Source organism: Curtobacterium sp. VKM Ac-1393 (genome assembly GCF_015350995.1).
GTDB lineage: Bacteria > Actinomycetota > Actinomycetes > Actinomycetales > Microbacteriaceae > Curtobacterium.
This window is the reverse complement of the sequence record NZ_JADKRW010000001.1, coordinates 425349-438576: the sequence shown is the minus strand read 5'-3', so window position 1 is coordinate 438576 and position 13228 is coordinate 425349. Positions and strand designations below refer to the sequence as shown.

Sequence of the window (13228 nt, the reverse complement as noted above, 5' to 3'; positions counted from 1 at the left end):
GCAAAGAACCTTGCTGATGTGGCAACCTGGGCCGTATGCCCCACGGCCCGCAGGAACCAGTCGTCCCCCGCACGACCGCCCAGGTCGTCGACGGGGTGGGCCCTCGGCTGCGCGGGCTCCGCACCCACCGCGACGTGACGCTCGCCGCCCTGTCCGAGCAGACCGGGGTGTCGGTGAGCACCCTGTCGCGGCTCGAGTCCGGGCAACGCAAGCCGACGCTCGAACTGCTGCTCCCACTGGCGCGGGCGTACCAGGTGCCGCTCGACGACCTGGTCGGGGCGCCGCAGACGGGCGACCCGCGGGTGCATATGAAGCCCGAGGTGCACGGCGGCCGCGTGGTGGTCCCGCTGACGAAGCGCACCGGCGGCGTGCGGTCGTTCAAGCAGCTGTTCCCGCCGAACGAGCCCGGCGGCGAACCGTCGCTCAAGACGCACGAGGGCTACGAGTGGCTCTACGTGCTGTCCGGCCGACTGCGACTGGTGCTCGGCGAGCACGACCTGGACCTCGGACCGGGCGAGGTCGCCGAGTTCGACACCCACACTCCGCACTGGATCGGCAACGTCACCGACTCGGTGACCGAGGTGCTCTGCCTGTACGGGCCGCAGGGGGAACGGGCGCACGTGCGGTCGAGACCGACGCGCTGACCGTCCGGGCTACGACGTGAACACGTGGTCGATCACGTCGTCGAGGAGCTCCGACGTCTCGATGTTCGACTGCCGGATGTGGATGCCGATGTCGCCCCGCGTGAAGTAGGTGTCACCGTCGGTGACGGGGTACTGCTCGTTCTTCGACACCTTCTGGCACTGGTACCCGTCGGCCTGCTCGCCGCACTCGTAGCCGTCGTCGGCGAGCTGGTCCAGTTCGGTCCGCGCGACCGCCGGGTCGACGACGTCGACACCGATGGACAGGAACGACGTGTCCGCGCGCGGGTCCGCCCAGATGCAGAACAGACGCTTGCCGTCGGGCTGCAGTGCCGGGGTGAAGGAGCTCTTCGGGATGGTGATCGGATCGCCGGCGACCGACGGGTCGTTGAGCGGCGCCGAGGCGAAGGTCTTGTCCCACTTGCCCGGGGTGATGACGTCCGTGCAGCTGGCCGGCACCGTCCCGCTGTCGTCGGTCGCCGGCGCGGTGGAGCCGGTGTCGCTCGGGCTCGCGCTCGGCGTGCCGGTGCTGTCCGCCGTCGTCGCGGACGGCGTGCCGGGCCCGGCCGGAGTGCTCGCTGCGCAGCCCGTCAGGGCGAACCCGATCGCCAGTGCGACCGTGAGCGTCCCGGTGATGCCGGATGTCGTCGTGCGCGCGGATCGCCGCATCGTTCCCCCTTGGTTCGTGGTGCGGTTCTGCCCGCCCCTTTCGATCGTAGGCAAGCGCGCGAGCGGTGTCCGCAAGCGTTACCGTTCCGCGATCCCGTCAGCGCGTCCGCCACCCGCGCCGCGTGCGCAGGTCCGCGCGCACCCGCCGCGCCCATCGGCGCACCGGGTTCGCCCGCCGTCCGTTCACGCGGAACGTGTGGAAGGCGCGTCGCGTCCGCAGCAGGGCGGACGGGAGGCCCGACAACGGTCGTGCGGACACCTGCACCGTGAGTGCACGGTCGGCCACCACCCGCCAGGCCGGGTCGAACTGCATGCTCAGGTCGACGTCGTCGTGCACCTCGGGGTCCTCGCGGTGCGCTCGGCTCCGGACCGCGTCCCAGGTCCACCGTCGCATCACCATCGCGGACCCGAACAGCGGCGGCCGGCCGAGCGCTGCCCACATCAGCGCGAAGTACGGCCGCATGTAGACGGCGTCCCACAGTCGGCCGATCAGCGGTCCGCCATCGTGGGGGCATCCGGGGCCGGTCACGGCGGCGACGTCCGGGTCGGCGAGCAGTCGCACGGCGGTGGCGATCCACCCCGGCGGCGGCACGGAGTCGGCGTCGAGCCGGACGAGCACGTCGCCGGACGCCCGGTCGTAGCCCCGCGCCGAGGCCCGGGCGATGCCGCGGATCCGTTCGGTGAGCACGACCGCACCAGCTGCCTGCGCGACCGCGGCACTGTCGTCCTGACTGCCGTTGTCGACCACGACGACCTCGTCGGCCAGCAGCGTCTGCGCCGCGAGGGCGTCGAGACACCGCCGCAGGTGCGCAGCGTCGTCGCGCACGGGGATGACGACGGAGACGCGGACCATCCTCCGATCCAACCGGAGGTCCGCTGTACGGCCACGCGGTAGCGTTCCGGGCATGGACCGGACCGACGAACTCGCCGTGGAGCTCCGGCACGCGATCGGTCGTGTCGTGCGCGCTGCGAAGCGGGAGGCGGACTCGTTGCCGACCGCCCACGCGACGACCCTCGGGTTCCTCGAGCGCGAGGGGCCGATGCCGATCGCCGAGCTGGCACGTCGCCGTGCGGTGAAGCATCAGGGGCAGTCGCGCACGGTCGGGGAGCTCGCCGACCTCGGGTACGTCGAGCGGACGGCGTCGGACACCGACCGCCGGGTCTCGGTCATCCGCATCTCCGACACCGGCAGCGAGGTCCTCCGCCGGGACATGACGGCACGTGCCGACTGGCTGGCCACCGCGATCCGCGAGGAACTCGACGACGAGGAACGCGCGGCCCTCGAGCGCCTGCCCGGCATCTTCGAACGGTTGGCCCGGCGCGCCGACTGAGTGGTCCCTCACCCGGATCGGCAACCAGAAGTACAACACGGTTGTAGTGTTGTCGGCATGGAGCTGACGAAGTACAACCACGCCACCGTCGTCCTCGAGCAGGACGGCACCACACTCGTCATCGACCCGGGCACCTTCACGCCCGAGGCTGCCGACCTCGCCGGCGCTGCCGCCGCGGTCCTCATCACCCACGAGCACGCCGACCACCTCGACGTCGACGCCGTCCGTGCCGGGCTCGACGCGAACCCGTCGCTCGTGGTCCGCGGGCCGGCGGTGATCGTCGAGCAGCTGGGTGACCACGACGGCCGCGTCGCTGCGGTCCGTGCCGGTGAGGCGTTCGAGGTCGGGCCGTTCTCCGTGCAGGTCTTCGGCGAGCAGCACGCCGTCATCCACCGTGACATCCCGACGATCGCGAACGTCGGCTACCTGGTGAACGGCACGGTGTTCCACCCGGGCGACGCCTACCTCGTGCCGGGGGTCCCGGTCGGCACGCTGCTCATCCCCACGAGCGGCCCGTGGGCGCACACCGCCGCCGCCGTCGACTACGTCCGCGAGGTCGCGCCGCAGCGCGCGATCCAGATCCACGAGCTCCTGCTGAGCGATGCGGGACAGCAGATGAACGTCCGCATGCTCGGGACCGACGGTCTCGGCGGTGTGCCGACCACGATCCTCCAGGCGGGTGAGCACGTCACCGTCTGACGGACGCGACCGTGCTCCTGGGAGGCGATCCGTGCCTGCCGGTCCAGCGCTGGTGGGCGCGCGTGAGCGTGCGTCGCCGCTGGCATCCGTGACAGGATCGTCGACCGTGATCACGATCGAACGCGTGTCCTGGGACGACCCCCGATCCGTTGAGCTCCGCGCCCGCATGGACGACGAGATGCACGAACGCTACGGCTCGTCGAACGGCGACGAGGACCCGGCGATCACGGCCGAGCGGAGCCGCGCGCTGTCGGTCGACCCGTCGACCGTCGTCACGTCGGTCCTGGCCCTCGACGAGTCCGGTGAGCCCCTCGGGCACATCGCGATCCGACGCCTGGGCGACGAGGTCGAGCTGAAGCGCCTCATCGTGCTGACCGCGGCGCGGGGCAAGGGCGCCGCCACGGCGCTCCTCGACGAGTGCGAGCGCATCGGCCGCGAACTCGGCGCTCCCCGGCTGATCCTGCAGACCGGCGACAAGCAGCCCGACGCGGTCGCCCTGTACGAGAAGACCGGGTGGAGCCCGATCCCGGTGTACGCGCCCTACGCGGCGACGATGCCGTGGTCGTTCTGCTTCGAGAAGGCGCTCTGAGCGTTCCGACCCGTATTGCACTCTCAACCAGATAGTGCAATTCTGTTCGGGTGAGCACCACCGAACGCACCCGCGCGCTGCGCCGACGCATGATCGTCGAAGCGCGTCGGGCGACGGTCGAGCTCGGGCTGCACGGTTTCACGATCGAGCAGCTCTGCGAGACCGTCGGGGTGTCACGGCGCACGTTCTTCAACCACTTCGCGTCGAAGGACGACGCCGTGCTCGGCATCGAGATCAACGCGGACGTCGAAGCCATCGACGCGTACGCCGCCGGCGGTGTCGTCGCTGCCGACCTCGAGCCGCTCGACTCCATCGTCGCGTTGGCGATCGACCAGTTCCACCGAGCCGGCATCGACCGTGCCGACGAGGTCCTCGTCCGCGGGGTCTTCGAACGCGAGCCGGCACTCGTCGCCCGGTTCCTCTCGGCGACCGACGTGCAGCTCGCGCGGATCACCGATGCCGTGCGGCTGCGGTTCGGGTGGGACGACCCCGCCGACCGCCGCGCCCGACTCGTCACCGAGGCCGCCGCGGGGCTGCTCAAGGTGACGGCGGAGACGTTCTTCGACGACGCCTTCGACGAGACCACCGGCCCGCCGTTCGACGAGCTGCTCACCCAGAACCTCCGCCTGATGCGGGCGGCCATCACCACCGGACAGGACTCCACACCATGAGCGCAACCGCGCCGGGCACCACCAAGCGTGCCCGCCCCGGCACCGACGGCCCGCTGCTGCTGACGCAGCGCCGGATCTGGATCATCTTCTCCGCGCTCATCGCGGGGATGCTGCTCTCCAGCCTCGACCAGACCATCGTCTCGACAGCGATGCCCACCATCGTCGGCGAACTCGGCGGCGTCGCACACCAGGCGTGGCTGACGACCGGGTACCTGCTCGCCTCGACCATCGTGATGCCCGTGTACGGCAAGTTCGGTGACGTCCTGGGTCGCCGCAACCTGTTCCTCATCGCCATCGCGCTGTTCACCATCGCGTCGGCCGGGTGTGCCTTCGCCGGGGACTTCACGCAGCTCGTTGTGTTCCGTGCCATGCAGGGCCTCGGCGGCGGCGGCCTGATGATCCTGTCCCAGGCGATCATCGCCGACATCGTGCCGGCCTCGCAGCGCGGCAAGTACCTCGGCCCGCTCGGTGCGATCTTCGGCCTGTCCGCGATCGGCGGCCCGCTGCTCGGCGGCTTCTTCGTCGACCACCTGACCTGGAACTGGGCGTTCTACATCAACATCCCGGTCGGCATCGCGGCGTTCTTCGTGGCGTGGTTCGCACTCACGCTGCCGAACAAGAAGGCGACGAAGCGCATCGACGTGCTCGGCGTGCTCTTCATGTCCGCCGCGACGACCTGCCTGGTGTTCTTCTCGGAGTTCGGCGGCAGCAAGGACCACGGCTGGGACGCCCCGGAGACGTGGGCCTGGTTCGCCGGGCTCGTCGTCTCGGCTGCGCTCCTGGTGCTCGTCGAGTCGCGTGCGCAGGACCCCGTCCTGCCGCTGTCGTTCTTCAAGAACCGGACGTTCCTGCTGGCGACCGGCATCGGCCTGGTGCTCGGCATCGGCATGTTCGCGGCGATCGGCTTCGTCCCGACGTTCCTGCAGATGGCATCGGGCACCTCGGCCGCCGTGTCCGGTCTGTTGATGCTGCCGATGATGGTCGGCCTGATCGGGACCTCGATCGCGTCCGGCAACCTGATCACCAAGACCGGTCGCTACCGGATGTTCCCGATCATCGGCACGGTCCTGGTCGCCATCGCGATGCTCGCGATGACCCAGCTCGCCGCGGCCACCCCGATCTGGCTGATCTGCGCGTACCTGTTCGTCTTCGGCGCCGGGCTCGGACTGATCATGCAGGTGGTCGTCCTGGTCGCGCAGAACGCCGTGCCGGCGTCGCAGGTGGGCACCGCGACGTCGACGAACAACTACTTCCGCGAGGTCGGGGCATCCCTCGGCACCGCCGTCTTCGGTGCGCTGTTCACGGCCCGGCTCACGACGTCGCTCACCGACGTCTTCACCGGCGCCGGCGGCTCGGCGACCGATGCGGCGTCGTCCGCGGGGAGCATCGACCCGTCGACCGTCGCCGGGCTGCCGCCGGCGGTGCAGGACGGCATCGTGAACGCGTACGCCGACTCCCTGGCGCCCGTGTTCTGGTACCTGCTGCCCTTCATCGCCGTGGCGTTCCTGCTCGCGTTGTTCCTGCCGCAGATCACGCTCTCCGACACGGCCGGCATGGTCGCTCGTGGCGAGGCCGTCGGTGGCGCCGAGGCCGACGAGCTCGACCGTGCGCAGCGTTCGGCGCACGCGACGTCCGTGTCGTCGGAGTCCGTGCCGTCAGGGTCCGCGTCGTCGGGCGGTGAGACGCCGGCGTCTCGTCGGGACGCCTCCGACTGAGCGAGACGCCGCCGGATCCGGCGGCGTCCTGCGGATCGCGGGGCGCGTTGTGGAGACGACGGCGTGCTGACGGGAGGCGCGGTGCCAGCTGGTGCCGCGCCTCCCGTCCGTCGTCCGGTCGCGCCCACCGCCGTGGCGGCGTTTTGCGCTGAGCGACAGCTCACGGGTTCCAGCGCGCGTGAGGTGTCGCTGGGTACGTGAGGTCGTGGCGGCCTGGTGGGCTCCGCGCGCTACGCGCCCGTGCTCGCGCGGCGCACCAGGCGCGTGGGGAGCGCGGCCGGCTCCGGAGCGGTGCCGTCGAGCGTCGCGAGCAGCCGCTCAGCGGCTGCGCGCCCGAGGTCCGCGCCCGGCAGGGCCACGCTCGTCAGGGCGGGGGCCGTGACCGACGACGACGGCAGGTCGTCGAAGCCGGCGACCGCGAGTTCCCCGGGCACATCGATGCCGAGCGATCCGGCGACGCGCAGGACTCCGTAGGCCAGCGTGTCCGCTGCGGCGACGACCGCGGTGACGTCGTCGTCCTGCCAGGCCTCGATGACGTGTTCGGTGGCCGAGGCCGCGGCGTCGACGGTCAGGTCGGCGCGCGCGGTGACCTCGGACACCGAGATGCCGACCGCCGCGCACTCCTGCTCGAAGAGCTCACGGCGGACGCCGAACGTCGTCGCCCGCGAGGTCCCGTCGAGGTACCCGACGCGGCGATGACCCTGTGCGTGCAGGTGTGCGACCAGGTCGTGGACCCCGGGGGAGAGGTCGTAGTTCACGGCCTCGGGGCCTCCGGGGGCGTCGAGGAGCACCACGGGCACGCTCGCCGACATCGACTCGCCCGCGGCCGGAGCGTCGACGAGGATGCCCGCGGGCCGGAGGCGTTCGAAGCGCCGGACGTCCGACGCCAGGGGCTGCGCGCCACGCTCGGTGACGGACAGCACGAGCTGGAAGCGCTCCCCGATCGTGTCGCGGACGCCGCGGATGACCTCGGCGAAGAACGGGTTCGACAGGTCCGGGGCGATGAACACGACCAGGTCGCCGCTGCCGCGCGCCAGGGAGCTCGCGGCGTGGTCCACGACGTAGCCGAGCTCGTCGACGGCATCGCGCACCCGCGTGGCGATGGGGACGGACACCCGGCCGCGGTCCTTGCCGTTGACGACCAGGGAGACCGTGGCGATGCTCGTGCCGGCGCGCTCGGCGACCATGGCAGCGGTCACACGGCGGCCCGGGGCGACGGATGAAGGCACGGGTCGAGCCTATCGAGGACACCTCGACGACTTGACGTCAAGCGCTTGACGTGTTTCGATGTCAAACGCTTGACGCGCTGTGGTGCGGCGTTCTGTCGGACCACGGATCCCCACCGCGTCGAGCACAGACCCCCCTCGATTCCCCGAAGAAGTGGAGCGCCCAGCGTGCCCAGTGCGACCCAGACCGCTGCGACCCAGCCAGCGAAGATCATCCTCGACTGCGACCCCGGCCACGACGACGCCGTCGCCCTCCTGCTGGCCCACGGCAACCCGGACATCGAGCTCCTCGCCGTCACCACCGTCGTCGGCAACCAGACGCTCGAGAAGGTCACGCGCAACGCCCTCGCCGTCGCCCGCATCGCGGGGATCACCGGCGTGCCGTTCGCCGCGGGAGCCGACCGCCCCCTGCTCCGGGAGATCGAGGTCGCACCCGAGATCCACGGCGAGAGCGGACTCGACGGGCCGATGCTGCCCGAGCCCTCGTTCGCCCTCGACGAGCGGCACGCCGTCGACCTCATCATCGAGACGGTCATGGCCCACGAGCCCGGCACCGTCACGATCGTGCCGACCGCCGGCCTGACGAACATCGCCCTCGCCGCCCGCAAGGAGCCCCGGATCATCGAGCGCGTCAAGCAGGTCGTGCTCATGGGTGGTGGCGTGCACGTCGGCAACTGGAGCCCGGTCGCCGAGTTCAACATCGTCATCGACCCCGAGGCCGCCTCGATCGTGTTCGACGCCGGCTGGGACGTCGTGATGGTGGGGCTGGACCTGACCCACCAGGCGCTCGCGACCCCCGAGGTCGCCGCGCGCATCGCCGCCGTCGGTACCGCCCCCGCCGCGTTCGTCGGCGAGCTGCTCGACTTCTTCGGACAGACCTACAAGGACGCCCAGGGCTTCGACTCCCCGCCGGTGCACGACCCCTGCGCCGTCGCGTACGTCATCGACCCGACCATCGTCCGCGCCGTCAAGGTCCCGATCCACATCGAGACCCAGGGCACCCTGACGCTCGGCATGACCGTCGCCGACTTCCGCGCGCCCGCGCCGGAGGACTGCCGTACGAGCGCCGCCATGGAGCTCGACCACGAACGGTTCTGGGACCTGGTCGTCGACGCCCTCGAGCGCATCGGCGAGACCCCCGACACCGGCTGGACGCCCCGCGCCGCCACGACCGCCACGACCTCGGAGATCTGAGAACCATGACCACCACATCGACGAAGAAGTCGATCGGCGCCCTCACCGCGGCGCTCCTCGCCGCGTGCATCGCGTTCCAGCTCAACGCGAGCATGCTCAGCCCCGCGCTGGTCACCATGGCGCGCGAGCTGCAGACCGACGACGCCACCATCGGCCTGTCGCAGACGCTGTACTTCACGCTCGCAGCGCTGTTCTCGCTGTTCCTGCCGCGCCTGTCCGACATCGTCGGCCGCAAGCGCGTCCTGATCGGCATGCTCGCCGTGATGCTCGTCGGCAGCATCGTCGCCGCGCTCGCGGTCAACGTGCCGATGCTGTTCGCCGGCCGGATCATCCAGGGCGTCACCGGCCCGGTCGTCCCGATCTGCCTGCTCGTCCTGCGCAACGAGATCGCCGACCCGAAGCGCTACGGCGCCGCACTCGGTCTGCTCACCGCGGTGAACGGCGGCATCGCCGGGGTCGACGCGCTGGCCGGTGGCTGGATCGCCACGAACTTCGGGTTCCGCGGGATCTTCTGGGTCATCGCCGTCGTCACGGTCATCGCGCTGGCGCTCGTCGCCGTGTGGGGCGTCGAGTCGAAGCCCTCGGCCGGCACCCGGATGGACTGGATCGGCGTCGTGCCCCTGGTGATCTCGGTCGGCGCACTGCTCACCGCCTTCAACGAAGCCGGCAAGCTCGGTGCCGCGAACCCCGCACTGGTGGTCGGCGGCATCGTCGTCGCGCTCGCCGCGTTCGCGGTCTTCTGGGCGGTCGAGTCCCGCGTGAAGGAACCCCTCGTCGAGACCCGGTTCCTGAAGCGTCGTGCCACGTGGGCGCTCCTGGCGACGACGTTCCTGACCATGACCGGCGTCTTCGCCGTGGTCAACGGCCTGGTCACGTCGCTCGCGCAGAACGGCGATGCCGGCTTCGGCATGGAACCCGACCTGGCGTCGCTCGTGTTCCTCACCCCGTACGCGCTGGTCGGCTGGATCGTCGGTCCGTTCGCGGGACGCCTCGCGCCGACCATCGGCTACCGGGCCGTGCTCCGCTTCGGCCTGATCGGCAGCATCGTCTCGACGGTCCTGATGGCACTGGTCGGCGTGCACTCGCTGCCCGTCCTGGTCACCGCGACCGTCCTGATCGGCATCACCTACGCCGGCATCGCCAACATCATCCTGAACGGCCTTGGCATCGTGCTGTCGCCGGAGTCGAACCCCGGCTTCCTGCCCGGCCTGAACGCCGGTGCGTTCAACCTCGGCGCCGGTGTCAGCTTCGCGGTCCTACCAGCACTGCAGATCGCCCTGGGGGTCGGCGGGTCCGCCGGCACCTCCGGGTACTCCGGTGGCATGCTGCTCGGGGCCGCGATCACGACCGTCGCACTCGCGATCTCGTTCCTCATCCCCCGTCCGGAGAGCGCCGAGACCACGTCCGTCGCTCCGCAGAAGGAGACCGTCCGGTGACCGAGACCATCGTGATCGTCGGATCGCTCAACGCAGACCTGGTGGTCCGGACCGAGCGGTTCCCGAAGCCCGGTGAGACCCTGCACGGGTCCGACCTGGCGATCCTGCCCGGTGGCAAGTCCGCCAACCAGGCGGTGGCTGCCGGGAGGCTCGGGGGCACGGTCCGCATGATCGGTGCGGTCGGCGACGACGGGAACGGTGCGCTGCTCCGCGACTCCGTCGCGGCTGCGGGTGTGGAGACGACGCACGTCGCCGTCCGGGAGGGCGTGGCCACCGGCACCGCCGTCATCACGGTCGACCGCGCGGGGGAGAACACGATCGTGATCTCCGGCGGCGCGAACGCCACGCTGACGCCGGACGACCTGCCCGCCGACGCGTTCGACGACGCCGGCGTGCTCGGCCTCTGCCTCGAGGTCTCGATCGACGTCGTCCTCGCCGCCGCACGGTCCGCGCACGCCGCCGGGGTGACGGTGCTGACGAACCTGTCGCCGTTCGGCGACGTCCCCGCCGAACTGCTCGAGCTGACCGACGTCCTGCTGGTGAACGAGCACGAGGCCGCGTCGCTCGGTCAGCACGGTGTCGCACGGTCGATCGTCACCCGCGGCGGCTCGGGCTGTGTCGTGCACGACGGCGACGCCGGACCGGTGTCGATCGACGCCGTGCGGGTCGAGCCGGTGGACACCACGGGCTGCGGCGACGCCTTCATGGGGTCGGTGGCCCTGCGGCTGGCGGCGGGGGACTCCCTCGTCGACGCCGCGCGGTTCGCAGTGGGGGTCGGGGCGTACGCCGCGACGAAGGCGGGAGCACAGGCCTCGTACCCGACCACGGCGGAGCTCGAGGCGTTCCTGCGGGCGTGAGTCGGGCCTCCAGGCCGTTAGCGTTGTTCTCATGCGCGTGGGAGTCCTCGACATCGGGTCCAACACCGGCCACCTGCTCGTCGTGGACGCCCACGGCGGCGCCGCGCCGCTGCCAGCGTCCTCGTTCAAGCAGCCGCTCCGACTGGCCGAGCACCTCGACGACTCCGGCGCGGTGACGCCGCAGGGTGTCGATGCCCTGACGCGGTTCGTGGCGGACGCGGTCCGGGTCGCCGAGGAGCGCGGCTGCGAGGACATGCTCGCCTTCGCGACCTCGGCTGTGCGCGACGCCGTCAACTCCGACGCGGTGCTCGCCCACGTCGAGGCCTCGACCGGCGTGGAGCTGGCCGTCCTGTCCGGTGGTGACGAGGCGCGACTGACGTTCCTGGCCGTCCGGCGGTGGTTCGGGTGGTCGGCCGGGCGGCTCGCGGTGTTCGACATCGGCGGCGGCTCGCTCGAGATCGCCGGGGGAGCCGACGAGGCGCCGGACGTCGCGTGGTCGATGCCGATCGGCGCCGCACGGCTCGCCCGCTCGTACTTCGCGGCCGGCACACCGACCGAGGACGACGTCCGCCGCATCCGCCACGAGATCCGGGTCGAGATCGCCCGCGACGCCGGCAAGCTGCTCCGAGCGGGGCGTCCGGACCGTGCGGTGGCGACGTCGAAGACCTTCCGGTCGATCGCGCGGATCTGCGGTTCCGCGCCGTCCGCGGCCGGGCCGCTGGTGCCCCGTGCGCTCGACGGCGTGGTGCTGCGGCAGAAGCTGCCGGCCTTGCTCACCATGTCGGTGGCCGAGCTGGCGGAGCTCCCCGGGGTGTCGGCCAGCCGTGCGCACCAGGTGGTCCCCGGAGCCCTCGTCGCCGAGGCGTGCCTCGACATCTTCGACCTGCCGGCGCTGGAGATCTGCCCGTGGGCGCTCCGCGAGGGCGTGATCCTCGAGCGGCTCGACCAGCTGTCGGTGCTCGGAGCGTAGTAGGGCCTACCGCCGTGGCCGCGGCGGAGCGAGCAGCCAAGGGCGGATCAGCGTCGTGACGAAGGGCAGCACCCAGAACGTCATGATCGGCGTGAGCACGACCGTGGTGATCAGGACTCGGGGCAGGATCGCGACGTGCGCGAACGCGGGGACGACCCACGCCATCAGGTACGTGAACGCCAGGTTGACCGGGAAGAACCCGAGCCAGATGCTCACGGCCTGCTTCCACCGCGGGGGAGCGCTCGACGCCGGGGCATCCTGCGGGACGTCGAACCAGCCCTCGATGCCCGTGCGCTTCTCGACGCGCGACTCCACGACCAGGTCGCGCCCGAGGTCGAGCCAGCGGAGCCGGTCGTCGGAGTTCTCCCACGTGGCCAGGGAGTCGTGGTCGGCGAAGCGGTAGAGCATGTGCCACTCGCGGGACTGTGCCCGGGACCGCACCCATCCGGAGCCGAGGAAGCCCGGGTAGCGGTTGGCCAGGTTCACGCCGGACTGCACCCAGTGGGTGACCTCGGGGATGCGGTCGGGTTCGACCAGACGGGTGATGGACACGGTGACGGGCGGGCCGGCGGTCTCGGATGACGACTGCAGGCTCCCAGGCTCTTGTGGAGTCATGCGACCAGTCTCGCGGACCCGTGTTACCGGCTCGTGTCGCAGCAGACGCCGAGCGCTCGTGCGAGGCTGAGCAACCCCTCGGGCGGAGCGCACCGCTTCCCCAGCTCGATCGTCGACGGTGTCGGTGATGCACACCACCACCGCCTCCACCGTCTCGATCCCACTGGGATCGCCCATCGCAGCCCAGGCGCTCCGCTACACCGCGATGTACGCACCGAAGCCCTTCGCCGAAGCCCTGCTCGTCTACCGGGACAACGGCACGTACACGATCCTGTCGCCGGGCGAGGACCACCACGGCTGCTACGTCTCGGCGACCGATCCCGCCGAGCATCTGCGGCACGTCGGGTTCATGTCGTGGCCGTCCGTCGACTGGGACCGGAACGTCGCGGCGCACACGCTGACCTTCGAGGCGTCGAGCGGTGCGTTCACGCAGGAGCTCCGGCTGCCGGGTGACCCGATCCCGCGGGCGCAGCACGGGTTCGCGGTGCCGATCGAGCACGCGGAACAGCTCGACACCACCGCCGGGTGGGACGCTCTGCGTGACGCGCACGCCGACGCGTTCGCGACGCTGGAGCGGTTGGCGGCCGGCGTGTCGACGCCGGCCTGACCGGGAGC

Annotated in this window: 15 protein-coding genes; 11 read left to right on the top strand and 4 right to left on the bottom strand. The window is 71.3% G+C overall.

The window, feature by feature from the left end; genetic code table 11:
- Positions 1-35 precede the first annotated feature (35 nt).
- Entirely contained in the window at positions 36-644 is a 609-nt protein-coding gene (locus tag ITJ59_RS02050; protein ID WP_194649470.1) for a helix-turn-helix domain-containing protein, read from the top strand.
- Between the two features lie 9 nt (positions 645-653).
- Here the strand turns inward: ITJ59_RS02050 and ITJ59_RS02045 are convergent, their stop codons facing one another.
- Both ITJ59_RS02045 and ITJ59_RS02040 read right to left on the bottom strand, forming a co-directional pair.
- A complete protein-coding gene (locus ITJ59_RS02045; protein ID WP_194649469.1) occupies positions 654-1310 on the bottom strand; it encodes a hypothetical protein in 657 nt (218 codons plus the stop codon).
- Between the two features lie 97 nt (positions 1311-1407).
- The gene (locus ITJ59_RS02040) at positions 1408-2163 is read right to left on the bottom strand and encodes a glycosyltransferase family 2 protein (RefSeq protein WP_194649468.1); all 756 of its coding nucleotides are present in this window, start codon (positions 2161-2163) and stop codon (positions 1408-1410) included.
- Positions 2164-2215: 52 nt separating this feature from the next.
- On the opposite strand from ITJ59_RS02040, the gene ITJ59_RS02035 reads away from it, so the two are divergent.
- The 5 genes from ITJ59_RS02035 to ITJ59_RS02015 all read left to right on the top strand — a co-directional run bounded on the left by ITJ59_RS02035 (position 2216) and on the right by ITJ59_RS02015 (position 6315).
- The gene (locus ITJ59_RS02035) at positions 2216-2641 is read left to right on the top strand and encodes a MarR family winged helix-turn-helix transcriptional regulator (RefSeq protein ID WP_123671116.1); all 426 of its coding nucleotides are present in this window, start codon (positions 2216-2218) and stop codon (positions 2639-2641) included.
- A gap of 57 nt (positions 2642-2698) precedes the next feature.
- On the top strand, positions 2699-3340 hold the full coding sequence (locus ITJ59_RS02030; RefSeq protein ID WP_194649467.1) for an MBL fold metallo-hydrolase: 642 nt from the start codon (positions 2699-2701) through the stop codon (positions 3338-3340).
- A 106-nt stretch (positions 3341-3446) separates the two neighbouring features.
- Complete coding sequence (locus ITJ59_RS02025) at positions 3447-3929, top strand: GNAT family N-acetyltransferase (RefSeq protein ID WP_323749371.1); 483 nt, start codon at positions 3447-3449, stop codon at positions 3927-3929.
- Between the two features lie 50 nt (positions 3930-3979).
- Positions 3980-4600: a TetR/AcrR family transcriptional regulator gene (locus ITJ59_RS02020; protein ID WP_323749370.1), complete on the top strand. Its 621-nt coding sequence runs from the start codon at positions 3980-3982 to the stop codon at positions 4598-4600.
- Positions 4597-6315, top strand: a complete 1719-nt coding sequence (locus ITJ59_RS02015; RefSeq protein ID WP_194649466.1) for an MDR family MFS transporter — start codon at positions 4597-4599, stop codon at positions 6313-6315. The genes ITJ59_RS02020 and ITJ59_RS02015 overlap by 4 nt, the downstream gene beginning before the upstream one ends.
- 230 nt (positions 6316-6545) lie before the next feature.
- On the opposite strand, the gene ITJ59_RS02010 is transcribed toward ITJ59_RS02015, so the two are convergent.
- Positions 6546-7544, bottom strand: a complete 999-nt coding sequence (locus tag ITJ59_RS02010) for a LacI family DNA-binding transcriptional regulator (protein WP_323749369.1) — start codon at positions 7542-7544, stop codon at positions 6546-6548.
- 165 nt (positions 7545-7709) lie between these two features.
- Here ITJ59_RS02010 and ITJ59_RS02005 point away from each other — a divergent pair, with 165 nt between their 5' ends.
- The 4 genes from ITJ59_RS02005 to ITJ59_RS01990 are packed head-to-tail and all read left to right on the top strand — an operon-like array spanning position 7710 to position 11998.
- Positions 7710-8735 carry a nucleoside hydrolase gene (locus ITJ59_RS02005; RefSeq protein ID WP_194649465.1) on the top strand — a complete coding sequence of 342 codons (1026 nt, stop codon included), beginning with the start codon at positions 7710-7712 and terminating at the stop codon, positions 8733-8735.
- A gap of 5 nt (positions 8736-8740) precedes the next feature.
- Positions 8741-10171, top strand: a complete 1431-nt coding sequence (locus ITJ59_RS02000) for an MFS transporter (protein ID WP_194649464.1) — start codon at positions 8741-8743, stop codon at positions 10169-10171.
- Entirely contained in the window at positions 10168-11028 is an 861-nt protein-coding gene (locus ITJ59_RS01995; protein ID WP_194649463.1) for a ribokinase, read from the top strand. Before ITJ59_RS02000 ends, ITJ59_RS01995 begins: the two co-directional genes overlap by 4 nt.
- A 31-nt stretch (positions 11029-11059) precedes the next feature.
- The gene (locus ITJ59_RS01990; RefSeq protein ID WP_194649462.1) at positions 11060-11998 is read left to right on the top strand and encodes a Ppx/GppA phosphatase family protein; all 939 of its coding nucleotides are present in this window, start codon (positions 11060-11062) and stop codon (positions 11996-11998) included.
- Between the two features lie 6 nt (positions 11999-12004).
- On the opposite strand, the gene ITJ59_RS01985 is transcribed toward ITJ59_RS01990, so the two are convergent.
- Positions 12005-12613, bottom strand: coding sequence for an antibiotic biosynthesis monooxygenase (locus tag ITJ59_RS01985; RefSeq protein ID WP_194649461.1), 609 nt, complete (start codon positions 12611-12613; stop codon positions 12005-12007).
- 127 nt (positions 12614-12740) lie between these two features.
- Here ITJ59_RS01985 and ITJ59_RS01980 point away from each other — a divergent pair, with 127 nt between their 5' ends.
- Complete coding sequence (locus tag ITJ59_RS01980; RefSeq protein ID WP_194649460.1) at positions 12741-13220, top strand: hypothetical protein; 480 nt, start codon at positions 12741-12743, stop codon at positions 13218-13220.
- The last annotated feature ends 8 nt before the right edge of the window (positions 13221-13228 follow it).

Coding starts and splice junctions, on each gene's coding strand:
- ITJ59_RS02050 (WP_194649470.1), top strand. CDS start 36: ATGCCCCACGGCCCGCAGGAACCAGTCGTCCCCCGCACGACCGCCCAG.
- ITJ59_RS02045 (WP_194649469.1), bottom strand. CDS start 1,310: ATGCGGCGATCCGCGCGCACGACGACATCCGGCATCACCGGGACGCTC.
- ITJ59_RS02040 (WP_194649468.1), bottom strand. CDS start 2,163: ATGGTCCGCGTCTCCGTCGTCATCCCCGTGCGCGACGACGCTGCGCAC.
- ITJ59_RS02035 (WP_123671116.1), top strand. CDS start 2,216: ATGGACCGGACCGACGAACTCGCCGTGGAGCTCCGGCACGCGATCGGT.
- ITJ59_RS02030 (WP_194649467.1), top strand. CDS start 2,699: ATGGAGCTGACGAAGTACAACCACGCCACCGTCGTCCTCGAGCAGGAC.
- ITJ59_RS02015 (WP_194649466.1), top strand. CDS start 4,597: ATGAGCGCAACCGCGCCGGGCACCACCAAGCGTGCCCGCCCCGGCACC.
- ITJ59_RS02000 (WP_194649464.1), top strand. CDS start 8,741: ATGACCACCACATCGACGAAGAAGTCGATCGGCGCCCTCACCGCGGCG.
- ITJ59_RS01990 (WP_194649462.1), top strand. CDS start 11,060: ATGCGCGTGGGAGTCCTCGACATCGGGTCCAACACCGGCCACCTGCTC.
- ITJ59_RS01985 (WP_194649461.1), bottom strand. CDS start 12,613: ATGACTCCACAAGAGCCTGGGAGCCTGCAGTCGTCATCCGAGACCGCC.
- ITJ59_RS01980 (WP_194649460.1), top strand. CDS start 12,741: ATGCACACCACCACCGCCTCCACCGTCTCGATCCCACTGGGATCGCCC.